This window comes from Blastococcus sp. SYSU DS0539, assembly GCF_054050855.1.
The window spans coordinates 187,822-209,519 of sequence record NZ_JBJHAF010000001.1; the positions used below are offsets into that span (position 1 = coordinate 187,822).

At 74.9% G+C, this 21,698-nt stretch carries 18 protein-coding genes; 5 read left to right on the top strand and 13 right to left on the bottom strand.

Annotated features, from left to right (window positions below; all coding sequences use genetic code 11):
• Positions 1 to 30 precede the first annotated feature (30 nt).
• The 4 genes from ACI790_RS00875 to ACI790_RS00890 all read right to left on the bottom strand — a co-directional run bounded on the left by ACI790_RS00875 (position 31) and on the right by ACI790_RS00890 (position 3,026).
• Positions 31 to 753, bottom strand: coding sequence for an ABC transporter ATP-binding protein (locus ACI790_RS00875; protein WP_456567887.1), 723 nt, complete (start codon positions 751 to 753; stop codon positions 31 to 33).
• Positions 754 to 755: 2 nt separating this feature from the next.
• Positions 756 to 1,328 carry an FtsX-like permease family protein gene (locus tag ACI790_RS00880; RefSeq protein ID WP_456567888.1) on the bottom strand — a complete coding sequence of 191 codons (573 nt, stop codon included), beginning with the start codon at positions 1,326 to 1,328 and terminating at the stop codon, positions 756 to 758.
• Entirely contained in the window at positions 1,325 to 2,521 is a 1,197-nt protein-coding gene (locus tag ACI790_RS00885; RefSeq protein WP_456567889.1) for an ABC transporter permease, read from the bottom strand. The genes ACI790_RS00880 and ACI790_RS00885 overlap by 4 nt, the downstream gene beginning before the upstream one ends.
• 106 nt (positions 2,522 to 2,627) lie before the next feature.
• On the bottom strand, positions 2,628 to 3,026 hold the full coding sequence (locus tag ACI790_RS00890; protein WP_456567890.1) for a hypothetical protein: 399 nt from the start codon (positions 3,024 to 3,026) through the stop codon (positions 2,628 to 2,630).
• 220 nt (positions 3,027 to 3,246) lie between these two features.
• On the opposite strand from ACI790_RS00890, the gene ACI790_RS00895 reads away from it, so the two are divergent.
• The 4 genes from ACI790_RS00895 (at position 3,247) to ACI790_RS00910 (ending at position 7,630) form a co-directional block, all read left to right on the top strand.
• Entirely contained in the window at positions 3,247 to 3,552 is a 306-nt protein-coding gene (locus ACI790_RS00895) for a hypothetical protein (protein ID WP_456567891.1), read from the top strand.
• A gap of 120 nt (positions 3,553 to 3,672) precedes the next feature.
• The gene (locus ACI790_RS00900) at positions 3,673 to 5,100 is read left to right on the top strand and encodes a DUF4407 domain-containing protein (protein WP_456567892.1); all 1,428 of its coding nucleotides are present in this window, start codon (positions 3,673 to 3,675) and stop codon (positions 5,098 to 5,100) included.
• Positions 5,101 to 5,294: 194 nt separating this feature from the next.
• A complete protein-coding gene (locus tag ACI790_RS00905; protein ID WP_456568130.1) occupies positions 5,295 to 7,079 on the top strand; it encodes a putative bifunctional diguanylate cyclase/phosphodiesterase in 1,785 nt (594 codons plus the stop codon).
• A gap of 17 nt (positions 7,080 to 7,096) precedes the next feature.
• Complete coding sequence (locus ACI790_RS00910) at positions 7,097 to 7,630, top strand: DUF4916 domain-containing protein (protein WP_456567893.1); 534 nt, start codon at positions 7,097 to 7,099, stop codon at positions 7,628 to 7,630.
• A gap of 174 nt (positions 7,631 to 7,804) precedes the next feature.
• On the opposite strand, the gene fmdA is transcribed toward ACI790_RS00910, so the two are convergent.
• The 9 genes from fmdA to ACI790_RS00955 form a co-directional block, all read right to left on the bottom strand.
• Positions 7,805 to 9,058, bottom strand: a complete 1,254-nt coding sequence (gene fmdA, locus ACI790_RS00915) for a formamidase (RefSeq protein WP_456567894.1) — start codon at positions 9,056 to 9,058, stop codon at positions 7,805 to 7,807.
• Positions 9,059 to 9,131: 73 nt separating this feature from the next.
• On the bottom strand, positions 9,132 to 9,836 hold the full coding sequence (locus ACI790_RS00920) for an AmiS/UreI family transporter (protein ID WP_456567895.1): 705 nt from the start codon (positions 9,834 to 9,836) through the stop codon (positions 9,132 to 9,134).
• A 79-nt stretch (positions 9,837 to 9,915) separates the two neighbouring features.
• Positions 9,916 to 10,200: a zinc ribbon domain-containing protein gene (locus ACI790_RS00925; protein ID WP_456567896.1), complete on the bottom strand. Its 285-nt coding sequence runs from the start codon at positions 10,198 to 10,200 to the stop codon at positions 9,916 to 9,918.
• 372 nt (positions 10,201 to 10,572) lie between these two features.
• Complete coding sequence (locus ACI790_RS00930; RefSeq protein WP_456567897.1) at positions 10,573 to 15,087, bottom strand: HAD-IC family P-type ATPase; 4,515 nt, start codon at positions 15,085 to 15,087, stop codon at positions 10,573 to 10,575.
• 159 nt (positions 15,088 to 15,246) lie between these two features.
• Complete coding sequence (locus tag ACI790_RS00935; protein ID WP_456567898.1) at positions 15,247 to 16,485, bottom strand: polyhydroxyalkanoate depolymerase; 1,239 nt, start codon at positions 16,483 to 16,485, stop codon at positions 15,247 to 15,249.
• Between the two features lie 185 nt (positions 16,486 to 16,670).
• Entirely contained in the window at positions 16,671 to 18,596 is a 1,926-nt protein-coding gene (locus ACI790_RS00940; RefSeq protein WP_456567899.1) for a primary-amine oxidase, read from the bottom strand.
• A 174-nt stretch (positions 18,597 to 18,770) separates the two neighbouring features.
• Positions 18,771 to 20,021, bottom strand: coding sequence for an MFS transporter (locus tag ACI790_RS00945; protein WP_456567900.1), 1,251 nt, complete (start codon positions 20,019 to 20,021; stop codon positions 18,771 to 18,773).
• 141 nt (positions 20,022 to 20,162) lie between these two features.
• Entirely contained in the window at positions 20,163 to 21,050 is an 888-nt protein-coding gene (locus ACI790_RS00950; protein ID WP_456567901.1) for an alpha/beta fold hydrolase, read from the bottom strand.
• Positions 21,051 to 21,141: 91 nt separating this feature from the next.
• Positions 21,142 to 21,552 (bottom strand): alpha/beta fold hydrolase, encoded by a 411-nt coding sequence (locus ACI790_RS00955; protein ID WP_456567902.1) that lies wholly within the window; start codon positions 21,550 to 21,552, stop codon positions 21,142 to 21,144.
• Between ACI790_RS00955 and ACI790_RS00960 the strand changes: the two genes are divergently transcribed.
• A complete protein-coding gene (locus ACI790_RS00960) occupies positions 21,535 to 21,681 on the top strand; it encodes a hypothetical protein (protein WP_456567903.1) in 147 nt (48 codons plus the stop codon). The two genes, ACI790_RS00955 and ACI790_RS00960, sit on opposite strands and share 18 nt — an antisense overlap.
• The last annotated feature ends 17 nt before the right edge of the window (positions 21,682 to 21,698 follow it).

The following is a 21,698-nucleotide window of genomic DNA, read 5'->3' on the forward strand; positions in this document are numbered from 1 at the left end:
AGGGGGGAGCGGGGCGGGCGGGGCAGGGAGCTAGGGGGTGGCCTCGATGGCGCCGTCGGTCATGCGGACGACGCGGCTGGCCTGCTCGGCGACCGTCGGGTCGTGCGTGCTGGCGACGACGGTGACGCCGAGGTCCGAGCAGAGGTCGCGCAGCAGCCGGACGACGGTCGCGCCGGTGCGGTGGTCGAGGTTGGCCGTCGGCTCGTCGGCGAGGATCAGCTTCGGGTTGCTGATCAGCGAGCGGGCGATGGCGGTGCGCTGCTGCTCGCCGCCGGACATCTTGGTGGGGGAGTGGTCCACCCGGTGGCCGAGCCCGACCAGCTCGAGCAGCTCCAGCGCGCGCCTCCGCAGCGCCGCGCGGTCGTAGGGCTCGAACATCAGCGGCAGCTCGACGTTCTCCACGGCCGACAGGAACGGGATCAGGTTGTAGCTCTGGAAGATGAAGCCGACGGTGTCGTGCCGGAGCGCGGCGAACTGGCTCTCGGTGAGCGTCGCGGTGTCGGTGCCGTTGATGACGACGGTGCCCTTGGTCGGCCGGTCCAGCCCGCCGATGATGTTGAGCAGCGTCGACTTCCCGCTGCCGCTGGGGCCCATCAGGCAGACGAACTCGCCGGGCAGCACGGTGAGGTCGGCGTCGACGAGCGCCTTGACCACCTCGTCGCCGAGCTTGTGCAGCTTCCAGGCGCCGGTCACCTGGACGACGGGCTGCGCGGGGACGTCGGTGCCGGCGGCGGTCTCGGCGGCGAGGGTCATGGTCAGGCTCCAGACGTCAGGGATCGGATCGGCGGGCGGGAGGCGGCCCGCCAGGTCGGCAGGATGCTGGTGGCCAGCGCCGCGACGGCGCTGACGACGACGGCGACGAGCACCCCGGCGGCGGTGCCGCCGGCCGACACCCCGGACGCGGCCGCCCCGGTGCCGGCGAGCACGGCGGCGGTTGCGACGGCGGCGACCGAGCCGAGGACGGCGCCGGCGACGGAGGCGATCACCGGCTCCACCAGCAGCGCGGCGACCACCGGCGGGCGGGGCACGCCGGTGGCGCTGAGCACGCCGAGCTCGCGGGTGCGGTGCACGACGGTGCGGGTGGTGCAGACGGCCACCTCCACGACGCCGACCAGCAGCACCGTGACGGCGATGAGCACCACGGCCCGCTCGATCTCGTCGGCGGGACCGAGCGCGGCGGCCTGGGCGCTGATGCCCGAGGCCATGCCGAGCACGAGCACGAGGAGGAAGGCGCCGGTCCCCGTCGTCACGATCGGCAGCGCCAGGGACTGGGCGCGCCGGCGGGTGGAGAGCAGCCCGTAGGTCAGGCCGTGCCTCAGCTGGTTCATGCGGAGTCCCCGAGGAGCTGGACCGGCCGCTGCTGGAGCAGCCGGTGGACCGGTACGAGCGCGCCGACGATGGCCATCGCCGGCAGGTAGGCGGCGACGGTGCCGGCGGCCGCAAGCCAGGCGACGGGGGTAGCGATCTGCGGCACCACCAGCCACACGGCGATCCCGGCGAAGGTGATGCCGAGCAGGTAGGCCGAGACGAAGACCAGCGCGGACTCGACGAGGAAGAAGTAGAGGACCTCGTCGGCCAGGCCGATGCTCGCCATGATCCCGAACTCCCGGCGGCGTTCCTGCACCGCGGCGAGGAAGGAGGAGATGGCGATGACGAAGCCGAGGACCAGCCCGATCACCGAGATCAGCCCGAACGCGGAGCTGGTGACCTGGCCGGAGAAGAGCGCGGAGAACTCCTGCTCGAACGTCGTCGCCCCGCTGCCGCCGACCGCGTCGTAGATCAGCCCCGGGCCGCCGGCCTCGGGTTGCACCGCCGGGTTGGTGGTCGAGGGCAGCCCGGTCTCCGCCGACAGCAGCGCCCCGAGGTCGTTGCGCCCGGCCTGGTCGGCCGGTTCGGTGAGGGTCCACCAGCCGTCGTCCCCGACGACGTCCACGGCGAGCGCCTCGGGGACGGCGACCACCGCGTCGTCGCCGTCGACGGTGACCGCGAGGTCGGCGCCGCCGAAGGCGAGGACGTCGCCGCCGGCCAGCCCGAGGGTCTCCGCCGCCCGGGCGCCGAGGACGGCGGTGCCGGCGGCGACCGCGTCGCTGCCGTAGACGGCCAGCTCGCCCGCGCCGGAGGACCAGATCCCGGCGACGGTGCGGGTCGCGGTCCAGCCGGCGGGGACGGTCAGGTCGGGCGCCGGTCCGTCGGCGACGATCGCGCCGACGTCGCTGTCGTGGTGGACGCCGGCCGCCGGCACCGCCCACAGCGAGGCGTCGCCGAGCACGCGGGTCACCGACTCGCTGCCGGTCATGGCGAAGCTCGAGGAGATGGTGCGCACCACCGTCACCGACAGGATCGCCAGGGCGATGCCGAAGACCGCGAGGGCGAACCGCTCCGGGCGCCGGCGCACGTTCGCCAGCGCGAACCGCAGCAGCCGCACCGACGTGCTGTTGCGCAGGCCCGCGGCGGCCGCCTCGAGCTGCACCGGGCGCCCGAGCGAGCCGCTGCGGGTCTCCTCGACCGTCTTTCCTGCCATGCCGGAACTGTGCGGGCGGGTTGTTTCCGCTGATCGCCCCGGCGTCTTCCGTCCTGGTGAACGGACGCCCCGCCCTGTGAACATGCGGTTCCGGAGTGCGCACCGCTCAGCGGCGGGCGGCGGCTCCCGCGGCGACGGCGGCGGCGAGCAGCTGCGCGGCGACCAGCCCGAGCCCCAGCCACATGAGCGGGGCGGGGGAGTCGGCGCCATGGGCGTGGCCGGACCGCGGGGCCAGCATCTGCAGGTGGACGGCGAGCATCGCGGCGTCGACCGCGGCCGTCGTCGCCCAGACCCGCCCCGACGGGTCGTGCCACAGGTGCCAGGCGCACGGCAGGCAGGCCAGCGCCATGCCGAGCATGGCCAGCGATCCGAGGGTCGAGGCGTCGGCGAGCAGCAGGTGGACGACGGCGGAGCCGAGCGCCAGGAGGGCCGCGGCCCGGCCGAGGACGCGCACCCCGGCGGGCAGGGTGAGGACGGCGGTGCCCTCGCGCGGGAACGTGGTCATCGGATCTCCCGGTGTCCGGACGCCGGTCGGCGCCGCCTGCGTCCCCGACCCTGGTGGCCGGTCGTTTCCGGAGTGTCTCGGGCGCGGGACGTTCCGGCGACACCCGCGCGCGCCCCGCGACCGGCGCACATGTCGAAGCCGTGTCATCCGCCCCCGGGGCGCTGTCCCGACCGCTGTCCGGGGAACAGACGGGGAGGACAGCACCGGTCGAGGAGGAGACATGCGCAGGAGCACACGGATGGTCGCCGGCGCCGCGCTGGCCGCGGGCCTGGCGCTCAGCGGCTGCGGCGGCGACGACGAGCTCGATCCGGAGGAGGGCACCGGCGTCCCGGAGGTCTTCCAGAGCGAGGAGGTCGGCAGCCCCGACCCGGTCGACGGCGGCGAGGAGGACGCCGACGGCATCGACCGCGGCACCGGCGGCATCGACGAGGACGACAACACCGGCGCCGACGACGGGACCGGCGAGGACGACGCCGGCAGCGTGGACGGCGGCCCCGACGCCGACGACACCAGCGACGTCGGCTGACCCACCGGCACCCCGGGCGCCGGTAGCGGGATCGCGCACGGTGCCGGTTCCCGCCCCGGCCTGCCGATAAGGGCTGGTGGGCGGCGGTCCTCCAGATCCCCGCCGCCCGGGGGGAACGGCATGAGCGAGCGACGACGCGGGCGCTTCGGCGACGGGCTGGCCGTCCTGGCCGGCGCACGGCCGGACGTGCTGGCGGCCGCGCCAGGGGCGCGGCCCCGGTTCGTGGCGCTGGGCGGCGTGCTGCTGAGCACCGGCGCGCTGGCCGCGGTGTCGGCCGCGTTCGCCGTCGCGATGGCGCTGGGCGTGTGGTGGCCGCTGGCCGTGCTCGTCGGGCTGGGCTGGGGCGCCGTCGTGGTCAACCTCGACCGGATGCTGCTGGTCGGGATGGCGCACGACTCCTCGCTGAAGCGGAACCTGGCGATGGCGGTGCCCCGCGTCGGCCTGGCGCTGGTGCTCGGCGTCGTCGTCGCGACCCCTCTCACACTGCAGGTGTTCCACAAGGAGATCGACGCCGAGATCGTGGTGATGCAGGCGGAGGCGGCCGACGCGCACCGGCAGACCCTGGAGGCCGACACCCGGTTCGCCGGGCTGCCGGAGCTGGAGGAGCGGATCGCCGCCCAGGAGGCGATCGTCGCCAGCGGCGGCGCCAGCGACGCCGGCCTGGCCGCGGTGCGCGACGCGGTGACCACCAAGCAGGCGGCGCTGGACTCGGCGACCGCGCTGTCGCTCGAGCTCGACGCCAAGGCGCAGTGCGAGCTGGACGGCACCTGCGGCACCGGCGACGCCGGCACGGGGCAGGCCTACGCCCAGGCCCGGGCCGCCGCCGACGCGCAGGCCGCCGTCGTCACCACGGCGCGCTCCGAGCTCGACGCCGCCGTCGCCGCGGTGGGCGCGGCCGAGGGGCGCAGCGCGCAGCTGGCGACGTCGTCGCTGGACGGCGACCGCGCCGAGCTCACCCGGCTGACCGCGGAGCTGGACCGGCTGCAGGCCGCCTTCGACGCCCAGAACGAGGGCTCGGGCGGGATCCTGCTGCGGCTGGAGGCGCTCGACCGGCTGGGCGACGAGAACGGCACGCTGGCCGCCGCGCAGTTCATGCTCTCGCTGCTGTTCATGTGCGTCGAGGTGCTGCCGGTACTGATGAAGCTGCTGCTGAACTTCAGCCCGCCGACCGCCTACGACCGGCTGACCGCACTGCGCGACTCCGGCGACGTCGACCTGGAGGAGATGGCCCAGGAGTCGCGGCGCACGGTGGCGCAGGCCAAGGAGGAGCTGCTCGTGCTCGCCGAGAAGGAACGGGTCGACCGGCAGAAGGAGGCGATCCTCGCCCGGCGCCGGGCCGCGCTGGCCGAGGTGGCGGCGCGCGCCGAGGCATCCCGCATCGAGCGGGAGCGGCAGGTCGAGCCGGCCCCGGCCGAGGCGGCCGTCGCCGAGGAGCCGCGCCAGCTGTGGGACACCGGCCCGATCCGGGAGCTCGCCCGCAGCGCCGCCGTCCGGACGGTGCGCTCGGTCCGCCGCCGGCCCGTCGACCGGGTGCCGACGACGGTCTGACCCCCGGCTGCCGCTTGCCTGGGGGCCGGGCGCCGGAACGCTAGGGAGCGTCGCCGCCTACGCCGGCGACTGATCCCGGTCGTCGGGTCTCCGGCCGGCGGGGCCTGTGCTCCGGGTCACCCGGACGGGGGGAACGGGGCGCGACGGCGTTCTGACCGTTGAAGTTCCGCTTGCCGGAGGCCGACGTGTTCCGCATGCAGATCAGCCGGATGGCCCCCGAGATGGCCACCCCGCGGGTGGTGGCCCGGACCGCTGGGCTGCTGACCGCCACCGGTGGGCTCGGGGCGATCGCGCTCGTCATCGGCACGCCGGGCGGTCTGCGCGACATCCACCCGGTCATCAGCGTCCTGGGGCCGGGCACGACCCTGATCGGCCTGGCGGTGATGCGCTGGGGGCACCGGGTGCCGCGGCTGTTCTTCCAGGTGCTGCTGGCCGTCGGGGCCGTCGGCATCGGGATCGTCGCGTACGTCTCGCCTCCCGCGCACGGCGCGGTGGCGGTGCTGGCGCTGCTGACCTTCGTGTCGATGGACGCATTCCTGTTCTTCCCGCTGCTGTGGGCGCTCGGCTTCCTCACCGAGGTGCTGCTCATCGGCGCGGCCGTCGTCGTGCTGCGCGGCGACGTCGCCGCCGGTCCGGCGGTGGTCCTGGGGCTGCTCGTCGTCGGCTCGGCCGGTGCGGTCGGCCTCCTGGCGCGGCGGGCGGCCAGTGCGTCCGAGGACGCGCTCACCGGCCTGATGAACCGGCGCGGCTTCGACGAGGCGCTGGACACCGCGGTGCGGACGGCACTGCGCACCGGCGAGCCGCTGTCGGCCGCGCTGTTCGACCTCGACCACTTCAAGGCGGTCAACGACACCCGCGGCCACGAGGCCGGCGACGAGATGCTGCGTTCGGTCGCCGCCGTCTGGGGCACGTCGCTGCCGCGCTGCGCCGTCCTCGCGCGGCACGGCGGGGACGAGTTCTCGCTGCTGCTGCCCGGGCACGACGGCGACCGCGCGCTGGCCTGCGCCGAGGAGCTGCGGTCGGCGCTGCCGGAGATCGGCACGTCGGTGGGGGTGGCCGAGTTCGAGCTGGGCGACTCGCCGGCCGACCTGATGCGCCGGGCGGACGCCGCGCTGTACCGGGTGAAGACGTTCGGCCGCGGGCGCAGCGAGCTCGACGCCGGCGGCCGCAGCCCGATGGCCCGCGACCTGGCGGCCGCGCTCGCCGACGGGCCGACCGGCGGGCTGTCGGTGCACCTGCAGCCGATCGTCACCCCGGCCGACGGCGCCGTCGCCGGCGTCGAGGCGCTGGTGCGCTGGGTGCACCCGGAGCGCGGGACGGTGCCGCCGGTGGAGTTCGTGCCGGTGGCCGAGCGGGAGGGCCTGGTCGGCCCGCTGGGCGCCTTCGTGTGGACGGCGGCCTGCCGGGACGCGCGGACGCTGTCCGAGGCGACCGGGCGGCAGCTCTTCCTCACCGTCAACGTGTCGGGGCTGGAGCTGGACGACCCCGGCTTCCCCGACCGGGTGCTGGCGACGCTGGAGGCGACCGGCTGGCCGGCCGCGCGCACCGTCGTCGAGGTGACCGAGAGCCTGGTGGAGGCGGAGACGACCCGCTCGGTCCAGGCGCTGCACGCCCTGCGCGAGCACGGGCTGCGGGTGGCGATCGACGACTTCGGCACCGGCTACTCGGCGCTCGCCCGGCTGGACACGCTGCCCACCGACTACCTGAAGCTGGACAACTCCTTCGTCTCCTCGATCACCACGTCGAGCCGGCGGGCGCGGCTGCTGCGCAGCGTCATGGCGCTCGCCGACGCGCTGGACCTGGTGCTGATCGCCGAGGGGGTGGAGACCGTGGAGCAGGCGCAGACGCTGACCGCGCTGGGCTGCCCGTTCGCGCAGGGCTATCTCTACGGCCGGCCCCGGCCGGTGGCGGAGCTGGTGGCCGAGCTGGGCGAGGGTGGGCCGGGTCACGCTGCCGTCGCCCTGTCCGCGCGGGCGTGATCGGCTAGACAGTCCTCATGACCGAGGTGACGACGGCGACCGGTGGCGGCATGCTCTCCCGCGAGGAGATGGACGCCGCGCGCGAACGGCTGCCCATCGTGTACGTCGACGTGGTGCCGGTGCGGGTCGACAACCACGGCACGGTGATCGCCGTCGGGCTGCTGCTGCGGGCCGGCGAGGACGGGCAGATCAAGCGGGCGCTGGTCTCCGGGCGGGTGCTGTACCACGAGCGGATCCGCGCGGCCCTGCTGCGGCACATCGAGAAGGACCTCGGGCCGCTCGCGCTGCCGCGGCTGCCACCGGCGCCGCAGCCGTTCACCGTCGCCGAGTACTTCCCGACGCCGGGCGTCACGCCGTTCCACGACCCGCGGCAGCACGCGGTGTCGCTGGCCTACGTGGTGCCGGTCGAGGGCGACTGCGCGCCGCAGCAGGACGCGCTGGAGCTGACCTGGTTCTCCCCGCTGGAGGCCCGGGACCCCGCGGTGCTGGCCGAGCTGATGAACGGGCAGGCGACGCTGCTGGTGCAGGCGCTGGCGCACCTCGGCGTCTGAGGGTTCAGCGCACCGCCGTCCGTGGCCCGCCGCGATGCGCATCGCTGCGGTTCTCCGCCGCCGATAACCGCCACGATGCGCATGAGCGCGAGCCGTGGCGCGGCCTGACGCCGCTGCACCTCGGCGTCCGAACGGCGCACGCAGGGCCCCGTCCGGGGCCCTGCGTGCGCCGGCTCAGAAGCTGGACCTCGGTACGCCCTGGCCGGGGTCGATGCGGGTCGGGCCCGACGCGGACGGCTCCACGTCGAAGTCGAAGATCCCGGTCGGCAGGTACACCGTCGAGCAGGAGTTCGGGATGTCGACCACCCCGGACAGCCGGCCCTCGATCGGTGCCGCGCCGAGGATCATGTAGCCCTGTTCCGGCGTGTAGCCGAACTTGGTGAGGTAGTCGATCGCGTGCAGGCAGGCCCGCTGGTAGGACAGGTGCGAGTCCAGGTAGCGCTGCTCGTCGTCCAGGGTCACCGACGTGCCGGAGAACGCCAGCCAGCGCTCGTACCGGGGATCGACGTTGCCCGGCATGAAGATGGCGTTCTCGGCGACGCCGTAGGTCTCCATGCCGCCCTTGATCAGGTCGACGTGCAGGTCGATGAACCCGCCCATCTCGATGGCGCCGCAGAAGGTGATCTCGCCGTCGCCCTGCGAGAAGTGCAGGTCGCCGAGGGAGAGCTTCGCGCCGTCGACGAACACCGGGTAGAAGATGCGGCTGCCCTTGGTCAGGTTCTTGATGTCCTGGTTGCCACCGTTCTCCCGCGGCGGCGCGGTGCGCGCGGCCTCGCCGGCCACCCGGTCGTAGTCGGCGCCCTGCAGCGTGCCGAGGATGGCGTCCTGGGGGAGCGGTGGCAGCGCCAGCGGCGGTACGCGGTCGGGATCGGTGTCGATCAACGCCTGCTCCCGGCGGTTCCAGCGGCGCAGCAGGTCGGCCGACGGCGCGGTGCCCATCAGCCCCGGGTGCACGATGCCGGTGAAGGAGACGCCGGGGACGTGCCGGGAGGTCGCCGTCTGCCCGGAGAAGTCCCAGACCACCTTGTAGGCGTCGGGGAACTGGTCGGTGAGGAAGCCGCCGCCGTTCTGCTTGGCGAAGATGCCGGTGTACCCCCAGCCCTGCCCGGCGAGCGGCCCGGAGTCCTCCCGGGGGATCGGGCCGACGTCGAGGATGTCGACGATCAGCAGGTCGCCGGGCTGCGCGCCCTCCACGTGGAAGGGGCCGCTCAGGCAGTGCACCGTGGACAGCGGCGCGTCGCGGATGTCGTCGGCGGAGTCGTCGTTGTGGATGGCGCCGTCGAACCACTCCCGGCAGTCGACCCGGAAGGTGTCACCCGGGCGGACGGTGACGTTCGCCGGGATGTCGGGGTGCCAGCGGTTGTGACCGACGTACTGCTGGTCGGTGAACTTCTTCGAGGAGTCCAGCGGGTAGACGACTTTCGGCACGGTTTCCTCCGGGATCGCAGGACACGGCACCGCTGCGGTGCCGCGCGGGGGGTGGTGCGGACAGCGGGCGGGATCACCACCTCTCGCCGGTGGTCGTCGTGCCCGGCCGGGCAGCCGGGACGTCCGGGCGGGCGGACGGCGGCACGTCGCCCTCCCGGAGTTCGGGGGCGGGCGCCGTCGTCCCGGTGGCCGCCGGGTCGCGCAGCCGCGGGGCCAGCGCCAGCGACGCCAGGCAGATGACCGCGAGGGCTATCGCCGACTCGGTGAGGTAGTCGCCCCAGACGCCGGTGAGCAGCATCAACGCGGGGACGGCGGCGGTGAACACACCGGCGACGACGGCGACCAGGCCGGTGAACCGGGTCCACTCCTCGCGCTTGAGCCCGAGGACGATCCAGAACAGCGTCCAGAGGACCGCCCAGTAGAGCCAGATGACGCCGAAGGCTGGATCGTCCAGGCGGCCGAAGTTGAGCCCCGCGAAGACCAGCGCGCACCCGGCGACGAACGCGGAGAACCAGCCGAGCCCGGTGCCGTCGAGGTCGCCGAGCAGGTTGAAGCCGACGTACAGGTAGGTGAAGCCGAACAGGTACAGCCCCGACGCCGCGAGGACGGTGTCCGGGTCGCCGCCGGAGGTGATGATCAGGTAGGTGGGCGTGATCACCTGGAGGCCGCCGACGAAGAAGTTGAGCGGCGCGGCCGCGCGGGCGTCCACCCGGCCCAGCAGCATCAGGCCGTTGACGATCAGCACGGCTCCGACGTACAGCAGTCCCACGCTGGCCATGGCGACGCCCCTTTCCTCGCTGGTCCGGTCTGGCTGTCCCCCGTGGGTCGAGTGGTGGTCGTGGTGTCGCAGCGCCCGGTCAGGGACGCGGCAGCCGGCGGAGCGCGGGGCTGGCGGGTACCGGTGGGCGGCGGGCCGGCCGCGGACCGGGGGAGGAGACGACCTCGGGTTCGTCCCGGCTGCGCTCGGTGCGGTCGATCAGTGCGCGACGGGTGGCGTCACCGAGGGACAGCCGGGGGGCGGTGAAGACCCGCACCGCGGCGGCGCCGCAGGTGGCGCAGGGCGTGGTCCGCTCGGCGGTGCCGATCGGGAGCGCGCGCTCCGTCAGCCCGTGGTCGTCGCATCGGTACACGTACTGGGCCATCGCCGTCCCCGGGAACGTCGGTGTGATCGAGGGCGGCCACGCTGCTCGCGTCGCGACGGGCCGGTCAAGGCCTCCGGAGCTCCGCCAGGCACCGGATCGTCCTGCTGCGCGCGGTCCGCGCGCGCCTTCACCCACCGTGCTGCCCGATCACCGACCGGTGGGTCGGGCGCGGCGCCGACCAGGCGGTGCCGGCCGAGCCGGGGAACGGGTAGGTCACCCGTCCGTCGCCGCCGCGATGCGCATCCCTGCGGTTGTCGACGGTGGATTACCGCAGCGATGCGCACGAGCGCGGGTCGTGGCGCGGCCGTCGGGTCGGGCGCGGATGGCGCCTGCCCCGGAGCCGTGCAGCCCGGAGCGCGGGAGCCGCTGCTCCTAGGCGCTGACCGGCGCGTGCCCGCTGCCGGCCGACCGCCACCGCGCGACCAGACCCGGGACGACCTCGGCGCCCGCCGCACCGGCGACGGCGCAGCCGAGGACGACGGCCCAGGAGATCGGGTCCAGCGGCGTGCACCCGAAGAACCGGCTGAGGCCCGGGGTCTGCACGACGCCGACCAGGACCGCGAGGGAGCCGGCCACGGTGGCCAGCACCAGGGGGCTGCGCCGTCCCGACCACGCCGTCTGCGCGAGCTGGGTGGCGATCAGCGCGGCCAGGCCCATGGTGCTCGCCCGGCCGCGGAGCGGTCCGGTGAACCGGCCGGCGACCCAGGCGGCGGTGGCGCCGGTCGCGGTCGCCGCGCCCCGGACCAGCACCATGCGGCGGACCTCCCGGGTGAACCCGGAGTGCGGACCGGCGTGCAGCACCGCCGCGAAGGGGTGCCCGGCGAGCGGAGCGTCGTCGTCCCCGTTCCCGTTGGTCGACCGGGGCGCGGCGACCGCGACGGCCAGCGCTGGGAACATATCGGTGAGCAGGTTGACCAGCAGCAGCTGCCGGGTGCCCAGCGGCGCGCGGCCGCCGACGGCGGTGCCGAGCACGGTGAACGTCACCTCGCCGGCGTTGCCGCCGACGAGGATGGACACCGCGTCGCGGACGCGGGACCACATGGCCCGTCCCTCGGCGATGGCGTCGACCAGCCGGGTGAGGTCGGAGTCGGTGAGCACGAGGTCGGCGGCGGTGCGGGCGGCCGGTGACTCGGCACCCTCCACGCCGACGCCGACGTCGGCCAGCCGGATCGCCGCGGCGTCGTTCACCCCGTCGCCGGTCATCGCCAGCGTCGCGCCGGCCCGGCGCAGCGCGCCCACCAGCAGCACCTTCTGCTCCGGGGTGAGCCGGGCGAAGACGGCGTGGTCGGCGACCAGGCGGGCCCGCTCGGCCTCGGAGGCGCGGGCCAGCCGGTTGCCGGTGATCACCCGGTCGGCGCCGGGGACGCCGGCCTGCGCGGCGATGGCGCCGGCGGTCTCGGGGTGGTCGCCGGTCGCGATCACCACCCGGACACCGGAGGCGCGCAGCTGCTCGACGGCGCGGACCGAGGACTCACGCAGCGTGTCGGCCAGCCCGACCAGCCCGCGCAGGGTCAGCTCGCGAGCCGCCTCGTCGAGGTCGTCGGGGAGGCCGTCGACCGCCCGGTCGGCGACGGCGAGCACCCGCAGCCCGTCGCAGGCCAGCTCCTGGACGCGGTCGCGCAGGTCGGGGGCGTCGGCGCAGCGGCGCAGCACGACCTCCGGCGCCCCCTTGATCACCAGCCGGCCGTCCCGCACGCCGGCGGAGAAGCCGCGCCCGGCGGCGAAGGCCAGGCTCGCGTCGGGCTCGCCGGCGACGGTGTCACCGGCGGCGTCGTGGACGGCGCGGTCGGTCTCGTGCGCGCGGTGGTCGCCGTTGCCCATGCCGGCGGCGGCGAGCCGCAGCAGGTCGTCCTCGGTCCCGCCGTCCAGCGGCACCAGCCGGGTGACCCGCAGCCGGTTCTCCGTCAGCGTGCCGGTCTTGTCGAAGCAGACGGTGTCGACCCGGCCGAGCGCCTCGAGCACCCGTGCGCTGCGCACCACGGCGCCGCGCCGGGACAGCCGCCGGGCCGCGGCCTGCTGGGCGACGGTGGCCACCAGCGGCAGCCCTTCGGGGACGGCGGCGACCGCGATCGCCACACCGGCGGCGACGGACTCGCGCAGCGGGCGCCGCCACAGCACGCCGAGCAGGGCGACGGCCCCGCCGCCTGCGAGGGTGAGCGGCAGGACGGCGCTGGTCAGCTCGGCCAGCCGGGCCTGCACGCCGGCCGGGGGAGCGGCGCCCCCGGCGGCGCGGGTCGCCCGCCCGGCCTGGGTGGACTGCCCGACGGCGACGACGACGGCCCGCCCGCTGCCGGCGACCACCGTGGTGCCGTCGAAGAGCATGCAGGTGCGGTCGGCGACCACGGCCCCGGGCGTGGCCTCGACCGACTTGGCGACCGACAGCGACTCGCCGGTCAGCCCGGACTCGTCCACCTCCAGGTCGTCGACCTCGAGCAGCCGGGCGTCGGCGGTCACGAGGTCGCCGGGGCGGACGACGACGACGTCGCCGACCCGCAGCTCGGTCGCGGGCACCTCCTCGGGCTCCCCGGCCTCGGTCTCCCGGCGGGCGGTGCGGTCCTGCTCGAGCAGCAGGGCCTCCAGCGCCGTCTCCGCGCGGAGCCGCTGCAGCCCGCTGACCAGCGCGTTGATCACGGTGACCCCGCCGACCAGCGCCGCGTCGGTGACCTCGCCGAGCAGCGCGGTCGCCGCCGCCCCGGTGGCCAGCACGGGGGTGAGCGGATCGGCGAGTTCCGCCACGACGGTGCGGGCGAAGCGGGCCGGGGTGTGGAGGGCCGTCGGGGTGCGCCGGGTGCGGCCCGGCTCGGGCTCGGGGACGACGTCGGCCAGCCGGCGCAGCACCTCGTCGGCGTCCAGCGCGTGCCAGGGCGTGTGCACGGTCGGTGCCGGCACCGGGCGGCGGGCGACCCGGACGGCGGTGACGGTGCCGGCCGTCATCGTGCTCACCGTGGCCCACTTGCCGGGGGTGGTGGCCCGGCGCTGGCCGACCCGGGGGTTGCCGACGGCGGCGAGCAGCCCGCCCAGCACGTTGCCGGTCAGGGCGGTGCGCACCGCCCGCCGGCTGACCGCCTTCGCGTCGGCGGTGGCGGCGACGACGCGGCAGGCGTCGGCCAGGCCCGGTGTGGTGATCAGGTCGGCGCCCCAGGCGGGTGCGCGGCCCTCGAGGACGGGGGCGACGGCGACGTCGGCGGCCAGCAGCGCCGGCCCGTCGGTGGCCGAGACCAGCAGGACGCCGTGGCCGTCGGACTGCAGCCGCCGGACGGTGTCGACCAGGTTCTCGTCCGCGGGCGGGGTCTCGTGGGCCGCGCCGGCGATCTCAGCGGCGCTCACGTGCGGGGTGAGCACCAGTCGGCAGCCGGCCTCGACGGCGGTGGCCAGCAGCGCCTCGGCGTGCGGATCGAGCCCCGGGGCGACGACGACCGTGCCGACCCGGCGGCGGCCCTGCAGCAGCGAGCGGACCTCGCCGCCGGGGGCGTCGGCCGAGGTGCGCGGCGGGCCGAGCCGGACCTTGCCGCCGCCGTCGTCGTCGGTGCTGCCGCCGCTGAGCAGGCGGGTGGCGGCGGTCCAGACGGCGGCGTCGTCCCACCCGCCGGCCTCCCCGGTGGCCTCGACGACCTCGGTCCGGCCGGTGGCGAGCGCGCCGCCGTCGACGACGACGGTGTCGATGCGGTCGAGCCGCCGGTAGGCGGAGCCGTCCATCGGCAGCACGCCCTGGCGGGAGAGCAGCAGGCCGAGGGCGGCGGCGAACGACTCGCGGCCCTGCATGGCGGCCTTCGGGCCGAGCGCCTTGAACAGGTCGGCGGAGCGGCCGGGGCGGCGGGTGAGCGGCAGCAGGGCGAGGGCGGCGGCGAACTCGGTGGGGCCGAGCCGGTCGAGGTAGGCCTCGACCGGGCCGCGCGGCAGGGGAGCGGGGCGGGCGCCGGGTGGGAGTTGCGGCTCGGTGGCGTCGTCGTCCGGTTCGGGAAGGCACAGCTCCCGCTCGCGGCGGCACCACACCTGGCGCCGGGCGCGCACCTCCAGGGCCCGCTGGACCGCGGCGGCGGCGTTGAGCGCCGGCACGGTCGGGCTCTGGGTGAGCGAGTGCAGCAGCGCGCTGGCGCCCTCGAACACCAGGTCGGTGCCGACCGGGCCGATCCGGCCGGAAAGGGCCCGCTTGAGCCACCGCTGGCTGTCCAGCACCGCCATGACCAGGGTGGCGTGCCGGGTGACCGCGGGGATCGGCAGGTACTTCGCCGCGGTGGCCACCCCGACCGCCGCGGTGTCGATGGCGGCGGAGACGGCGGCGGCGAGCAGCGGCTCGAGGTCGGCCGGGTGGTCGGGGCGCTCGGGGAAGACGCGCGTGCCGCCGCGGGCCTGCTCGATCTCGGTGACGACGACGATGACCTCGTCGGGGGTGATCCGGCGCTCGTCGACCGCGATCAGGACCCGGCCGACGACGTCATTGACCGTGGCCCACTGGACGCCCTCGAGGCGCTCCAGGTGGCGGCGCAGGGTCTGGCGGGCCCCGGGCTCCTCGTCGCCGGCGAACTCGACCTGGAGCCGGTCGTGGTCGGCCCAGACCCGCCGGGTGGAGCGGGCCTGCGGCGGCTCGAGCATGCCCCTGGCGGCGTCGACCAGGTCGTGCAGGTGGCCACCGGGGAGCGGGTCGCCGCCGGTGACCAGGGTGCCGACCGTCCGGGCGCCGGAGACGACGGCCCGCCTGGTGAGCTCGACCGAACCGCCGGCGAGGTCGGCGCCGGTGCGGGCGACCTTCCTCGTCACCCCGGACCCGGTCAGCAGTCCGGCGCCGACCACCACCGGGACGGCGGCCAGCGCGGCCACGTCCCCGACCAGGCGCGTGGCCTCGGTGGCGGCCCTGCGGGCCGCGTCGAGCCGGTGCAGCAGTGTCATCGGACCCCCGTGACGACGGTCACACGAGGCTACGCCGATGCGCCCGTCCCGGCCGTTCTAGCCCTGGCCGGCGGTGCACCGCCCCCGACCTCTCCGGGAGGCCTGGGGCGGCGCGGTGCGGATCAGGCCCAGAGCGGCTCCGACCGACCGGTCGGTCGCTCAGGCGGGAGCGGCGAGCGGCACGGAGGCGCGGTCGATGAAGTCGCGGACGACCGGGTAGACCTCTCCCTCCCAGCGGGACCCGCTGAAGACGCCGTAGTGGCCGACCCCGTGCTGCAGGTGGTGGTGCTTGCGCTCCTGCGGGATGCCGGTGCACAGCTCGTGGGCGGCGACCGTCTGCCCGGGGGAGCAGATGTCGTCGTTCTGGCCCTCCACGGTGAGCAGGGCGGTCCGGCTGATCGCGGAGGGATCCACGCGCTGTCCCCGCCAGGTGAGGCGGCCGGTCGGCAGGTGGTGCTCCTGGAAGATGCGGCCGACGGTCTCCAGGTAGAACTCCGCGGGCACGTCCATGACGGCGCCGTACTCGTCGTAGAAGGCCCGGGTGGCGGCCGCGCGCGCCGTGTTGCCGGCGACCAGGTCGCGGTAGAGCTGCCCGTGGGCGGACAGGTGCCGCTTCGGGTTCATCGACATGAATGCGGTCAGCTGGACGAACCCCGGGTACACCCTCCGCCCGGCGCCCGCGTATCCCCGCGGCACCCTGTCGACGACGCGGCGTTCGTACCAGGAGAGCGGCTTGGTCGCGGCGCTGGCGTTGATCCGGTTCGGGTTCACCCGGGTGTCGATGGGGCCGGCCATGAGCGTGACGCTCGGCGGCTGCGCGGCGTCGTCCGCCTCGGCGAGCAGCGCCACCGCGGCCAGCACGGGCACGGCCGGCTGGCAGACGGCGACGACGTGGGTGTCCGGGCCCAGGAACCGGATGGCCTCGATGACGTGCTCGATGTACTCGTCCAGCCCGAACGCGCCGTGCTCGACCGGGATGTCGCGGGCGTTGTGCCAGTCGATGACGTGCACGTCGTGGTCGGCGAGCATGGTCTGGATCGTCGGGCGGATCAGCGTGGTGAAGTGCCCGGACATGGGGCCGACGACGAGCACCCGCGGTTGACCGGCGACCGAGGGCTTCGCGAAGTGCAGCAGGGTGGCGAACGGCGTCCGCATCGTCGGGCGCTCCTGCACGGCGACCGTCTCGCCGTCGACCAGCGCCGACTCGATGCCGAACGCCGGGCGGTCGTGCGTCGGACGCGCGTGGCCGAGGATGTCGCAGGCCGCGCGCATGTGGCGGACGGCGGGCGTACGGGCCAGCGGGGCGGGCACCGCCCGCAGTGCCCGGGCGGTCAGCTGCGACGCGGTCACGACGGGCGCCGCGGTCCGCCGGTTCCACTGGTAAGCGCGGTAGAGCATCTGGTCCGCCTGTCACGTCGTCGGGGCAGGATGAGATCTGCGTCACGCCACGGTAACCGGGCCCGGGGTCGTGCGCGCGCAGGCGCCCGTCGGGCACGCCGCCTCCACGGCGGGCCGGCCGAGGCCGTGCGGGTCGCTGCGGACGCGGAGAACGGGCGTGAACGGGGTCGATGCCGGCCCGGCGTTCAGCTGCAGTGCGGCTCCTGACCGGCGCAGTGCGAGGAGGTCGACGCAGGTACGCCGAGCGTCGGGTTGCGGTCGAAGAAGCCGACCGGCTTGAGCGTGAACCCGGCGTAGTCCACCGGCATGACCGGCCAGTCCTCGGGTCGAGGGAAGTGGGTCAGCCCGAAGGTGTGCCACAGGACGACGTCCTGGCCTTCGAGCGGGCGGTCGTTCGCGACGAACGCCGGCAGGCCGCCCGAGCCCGGGTGCTGGTTAACGAAGTCGCCGGCCGCATAGCGCTCGGCGGGCTCGTAGGGCGTGACCCACAGGGCCTTGGTCGAGAACGTCGCCCGCTTGGCGATCGACGACTCGTCGTCGGCCAGCAGCAGCGGGCTTGCCTGCGGGTACAGCGCGTACCCGACCGGCTGGCCGAGGCGGTTGCGCTTCTCGTGGTTGAGCACGTACCAGGTGCGGCCGACGGTGGCGTCCGCCGTCCGCTGGGCCTGCGACTCCGACGTCAGCGGTGTCATGGAGCGGCCGAAGCCGTTGCCGTAGGGGTTGGTCTCGCTGATCGGCTGCCGGACGGCGTCCATCTCGACCACCGTGTTCGCCCGCCCGTCGACGGCCATGTCCAGCCGCGCGCAGAACAGGTGCTGGTGGAACGGCGCGCCCAGCCCGGGCGCAACCTCGGTGGCGTACGGGTGCTCGTCGCCGCGGAAGGCTGACGAGAACAGGACTCCGGTGGCCTTCGACTCCAGCTGGATGGTGCCGTCGAGGTAGAGGTACCAGTAGAAGCCGTAGTCGTAGTTGCCGACCGTGGTGAAGAAGCTGACCACCAGCCGGCGCTGCCGCCGCGTCTCGGCCATGCCGTTGAACAGGTCGGTGTGCTTCCAGAGGACGCCGTAGTCCTCCTCGTGCATGCAGATGGCGTTGGTGATGGTCTTCGGGGCGCCGTCCTCGCCGGCGAGGGTGGCGTCGAAGTAGTGGATCTCGCCGAGGCAGTCGCAGCCGAGCTCGAGGGAGTTGGTGAACCGGCCGTAGAGGTACTCGCCGGTGTCGAAGTAGTTCTGCCAGAACCGCGTCGGGGAGGGGTCGGCGTAGGGGACGACCATCTCCGCGATGGACGCCCGGTAGATCACCGACCGGCCGTCGACGGCGAGCTGGTGCAGGGTGAGGCCCTCCCGGGCGTCGAAGCCGATGCGGAACGTCCAGTCGGCCCAGGTGACCTGGTCGCCGTCGACGGTGAAACTCGGCCCCTCGGGCTGGGTGATCTCGATCGGCTTGAGGTCGGTGTGGGTGGGCTTGGCGTGCGGTTCGGCGTTCCACTCGCCGCGCTCGGCCGGCACGGGCAGGTCGAGGTGGTCGTGCACCGCCGTCGCGACGCCGCGGGTCATGTCGACGTAGGCGACGACGCCGTCGACCGGGTGCGCCCACGGCAGGTCGGCCTCGTCGGCCTGGAAGAAGCCGAGCACCCGGATGATCCGGTGCCCGAACTCGTCCTCGAAGTAGGACCCCGCCGACAGCGGCACCGCCCGCACGTTCGCGATGTCGAGCCCGCGCTTGGTCATGGCCGCGACCCAGCGCTCGTCCTCGGCGAGGATCGGCTCGATCGCGCCGAACTCCTCCTCCAGGATCGGGACCTGGCCGTCGGCCACGCCGTCGATCTCCACGCTCTCGACGACGGCGCCGCCGGTGACCGAGACGGTGACGTCGCGCCCGTCACCGGTGCTGCGGTCGAGCAGCAGCACGCGGACCCGCCGCTCGATCGGATCGCCTGGGGTGAAGGCGAGGACGTCGTCCTTGTGCGGCTCGATCAGCCCCACGTAGACGAACCGCGTGTGCTCGCCGACCAGGTCCGCGTCGCGGACGATCCCGGCGGCGGCGGCGATCTCCTCGGCGGTGAGCCGGGCGAGCGGGTGGGTGACGCTGCGGACCTCGGTCGTCGTCATGTGCTGTCTCTACTCGCCCGGGGACGGCGGCGGAAGGGGCAGTGCGCCAGAGTCTGCGCGGGTACTGGTCGCGCTGTCGCACGGTCCGGTGGACCGGCCGCTGCGGGCCCGGGCGACGGCTGCCGTGGGCGGCAGCTGCTCCGGTGCCGGAACAGCTGCCGCCCTCGGCACGGCTCAGGCGGGGACCAGCTCCGGCTCCGGCCGGTCGGCGGCCCGCTGCTTCGCCGCGGCGTGCGCGACGCCCGCGGCGACCACGATCGCGGCGGCGACGGCGGGGGCGGCGAGCGCGGCGCCCGTGCCGAGCCGGTCGACGACGAGCCCGGTGACCGCGGAGGCGAGCGCCTGGCCGACGACGACGGCGGAGCCGAGCATCGTCATGGTGGTCGCCGAGCGGCCGGCCGGGCTCAGCGATGCGGCGAGGCTGTACAGGGTGACCAGCGTCGGCCCGACGCCACAGCCGAGCACCACCAGTGCCGCGACGAGCCCGGTGCCCGACCGGGCGAACGCGTAGCCGAGCGCGGCGGCGAGCAGCAGCGATCCGAAGGCCAGCCAGCGCGCCTTGAGGGTGAACCGCTGCGGCAGCGCAGCGGTGCCGAGCGCGAACACGGCCGAGCCGATGCCCATGACGCCGTAGAGGAGGCCGGCGCCGTCGCCGTGGCCGTCGACGGCCAGGAAGCCGGTGAGCGAGGTGAGGGTCGCGCCGAAGAAGACGCCGACGCCGAGCGTCCCGACGACGACGGTGAGCAGCGGGAAGCGGGCGAGTTCCCGTGCCGGCGCCTGGGACGTGGCGGAGTCGTCCGTGCCGGGGTGCAGCCGCCCGGTGGGGTGCAGGGCGAACGCGGTGACGAAGACGAAGGTCAGCGCCGAGGCGCCGGCGATGGCCACCCACGGGGCGATCGCGGTGGCGAGCAGCCCGACGAGGAAGGGGCCGACGATGAAGACCATCTCGTCGGCGGCCGACTCGTAGGCCATCGTGCCGCTGAGCACCCGCTCGCGGCGGTCCCGGCGCACCGAGCGGCGGATGATCGCCATCAGCCGGGTGCGCGACATGGGGGCGATCTGCGGCGCGGACGCGCCGATCAGCACGGAGAGCGCGAGGAGTGCCGCGTCCGCTGCGCTGCTCGCGACGACGAACGGGAAGGCGCCGAGCAGGGCGGCGTTGACCAGCCCCACCGGGACGAGCACCCGGCGCTGCCCGAAGCGGTCGGCCGCGGCGCCGAGCAGCGGGCCGGCGATCGCGGTGCCGATGCCGGCGACGGCGGAGTTGAGGCCGCCGAGGGTCACCGACCCGCGCTCGGCGACGACCAGGGTGAGGACGCCGACGATCATCATCGCGAACGGCAGCCGGGCGATGAAGGCGATCGGGAAGTAGGAGAGACCGGCGGAGCGGATGACCGCATGGTCGGTGGGGCGCGTGTGGAACATGACCTCTGCTGCTGCGGATCGGGCGTGCCGCCTTGATCCGCCGGCGGCGCCGACAGCAGGTAGTTACACACGGACGTTCGGAACGGGGCCGAGCCTATCGCGCCGCTGCGTGGCGGCAGGGCCGGCGAGCCCCGACGTGCGCTACGTCCAGCGGTTGATGAACTCGATCGTCGCGGCGTTCACGACCCCGGGGTGGGTGGCGCTGAGGAAGTGCTGGCCGCCCTCGACGACGCGGAGCTCGGCGTTCGCGCTGTTGACGAAGAGCTCGATCTCGGCCTCGGCGTTCGCCACCGAGTAGACCCGGTCCGCCGTGCCGTGCATCCACAGGACGGGGCACCGCACGCTGTCCAGCCGGCCGTGCAGGCCGTCCCGGTCGCGCAGGTTGATGCTGCTGATCCGGAGCCGCTGCCGTCCGGCGTCGCCGGCGTAGTTCTCCTGGTGCGTCCGGTGCCAGAACGCGCGCTCGTCGGCCGGGACGTCGTCGCCCATGCCCTCCGCGAGGGTGGCGTCGACGAGCTCGACCGGGATCACCCAGTCGTCGCCGACGGTTTCGGCCAGGGCGTCGATGGCCGGGGTGCAGAACGCGACCCCGTCCCAGCACCCCAGCTCGCGACTGCGCTGGCTCTCGAAGTCCATCGAGGTGCCGAGCGGGACGATGCCCTTGACCGTGCCGGGGGCCAGCATCGCTATGCGTGCCGCGATCCACCCGCCCTGCGAGGTGCCCAGGACGAAGGCGTCGGGGATGCCGAGCGCGTCGAGCACCTGCAGTCCGGCGATGGCCGTGTCCCAGTAGGTGAACTGCCCGTACGACGCGCGGGTCGCACCGTGCCCGTAGGGCTCGATGGCGAGCAGGTTCGCGGTGGCGGAGAGCTGCTCGTCCGCGAACTGGGGCCGGTAAAGCTCGACGGAGGTGGTGAAGGAGTTGACCATCACCAGCGTCGGGAGCGACGCGTCGTAGGCCCTGCCGAACCGGTAGCCGACGGTCGAGCCGCCGAGGTGCGGGATCTGGATCGTCTCCGTGTCGCTCATGGGTCCCTCCCGGTCGTCGTTCGAGTCATCGTGGCGGCCGGGTGCCCGGGGGGTCAATCGCCGTCGGGCGGCGGGACGCCGGCGAGCTCGGCTATCGGGGCGGACCAGGCGGCGGGCGCCGTCCAGACGAAGCTGTGCGCGCGGGGACGCTGCGGAACCGGCCGTCCCTCGCGCGTTCGCCGAGCTCGCGGGCCCAGGCCTCGGTGCAGAGGCGGTCGCGGTCGCCGTGCAGGACGAGCACCGGGTGGGGGACCCGCTCGACGGTGTCCTCCAGCCGGTCTCTCAGGTGGACGGCCAGCGCGTAGCGGACGCGGCGCATGCTGCGGTAGGCGGGGTCGACCGTCGGGCTGGCGAGGACCAGCGCCCGCACGCGGTCGGGTTCCCGGACGGCGACGTGTGCGGCGACCCGGGTGGCGCTGGAGTGCCCGACCAGCACGACGCCGTCCGGACCGCCGGCCGCCAGCCACTCGACGACGGCGTTGGCGTGGTCGGCGACGTCCATCGGGCGCTCGACGCGCTCACCGCGCTGGCCACTGCGGGCAGGGCCGGTGGCCGCACCACGACGCGCGCCGTCGTCAGCTCGCTGGCCTACGGCGCGGCGGCGCTGTGGATCCGGTCGCTGGACGACTGAAGCGCTCCGGCGTCCCG

Bases quoted from the DNA above. Each gene is read 5' to 3' on its own strand.
- ACI790_RS00875 (WP_456567887.1), bottom strand. From the start codon at position 753: ATGACCCTCGCCGCCGAGACCGCCGCCGGCACCGACGTCCCCGCGCAG.
- ACI790_RS00880 (WP_456567888.1), bottom strand. From the start codon at position 1,328: ATGAACCAGCTGAGGCACGGCCTGACCTACGGGCTGCTCTCCACCCGC.
- ACI790_RS00885 (WP_456567889.1), bottom strand. From the start codon at position 2,521: ATGGCAGGAAAGACGGTCGAGGAGACCCGCAGCGGCTCGCTCGGGCGC.
- ACI790_RS00890 (WP_456567890.1), bottom strand. From the start codon at position 3,026: ATGACCACGTTCCCGCGCGAGGGCACCGCCGTCCTCACCCTGCCCGCC.
- ACI790_RS00895 (WP_456567891.1), top strand. From the start codon at position 3,247: ATGCGCAGGAGCACACGGATGGTCGCCGGCGCCGCGCTGGCCGCGGGC.
- ACI790_RS00900 (WP_456567892.1), top strand. From the start codon at position 3,673: ATGAGCGAGCGACGACGCGGGCGCTTCGGCGACGGGCTGGCCGTCCTG.
- ACI790_RS00905 (WP_456568130.1), top strand. From the start codon at position 5,295: ATGCAGATCAGCCGGATGGCCCCCGAGATGGCCACCCCGCGGGTGGTG.
- ACI790_RS00910 (WP_456567893.1), top strand. From the start codon at position 7,097: ATGACCGAGGTGACGACGGCGACCGGTGGCGGCATGCTCTCCCGCGAG.
- ACI790_RS00920 (WP_456567895.1), bottom strand. From the start codon at position 9,836: ATGGCCAGCGTGGGACTGCTGTACGTCGGAGCCGTGCTGATCGTCAAC.
- ACI790_RS00925 (WP_456567896.1), bottom strand. From the start codon at position 10,200: ATGGCCCAGTACGTGTACCGATGCGACGACCACGGGCTGACGGAGCGC.
- ACI790_RS00930 (WP_456567897.1), bottom strand. From the start codon at position 15,087: ATGACACTGCTGCACCGGCTCGACGCGGCCCGCAGGGCCGCCACCGAG.
- ACI790_RS00935 (WP_456567898.1), bottom strand. From the start codon at position 16,485: ATGCTCTACCGCGCTTACCAGTGGAACCGGCGGACCGCGGCGCCCGTC.
- ACI790_RS00940 (WP_456567899.1), bottom strand. From the start codon at position 18,596: ATGACGACGACCGAGGTCCGCAGCGTCACCCACCCGCTCGCCCGGCTC.
- ACI790_RS00945 (WP_456567900.1), bottom strand. From the start codon at position 20,021: ATGTTCCACACGCGCCCCACCGACCATGCGGTCATCCGCTCCGCCGGT.
- ACI790_RS00950 (WP_456567901.1), bottom strand. From the start codon at position 21,050: ATGAGCGACACGGAGACGATCCAGATCCCGCACCTCGGCGGCTCGACC.
- ACI790_RS00955 (WP_456567902.1), bottom strand. From the start codon at position 21,552: ATGGACGTCGCCGACCACGCCAACGCCGTCGTCGAGTGGCTGGCGGCC.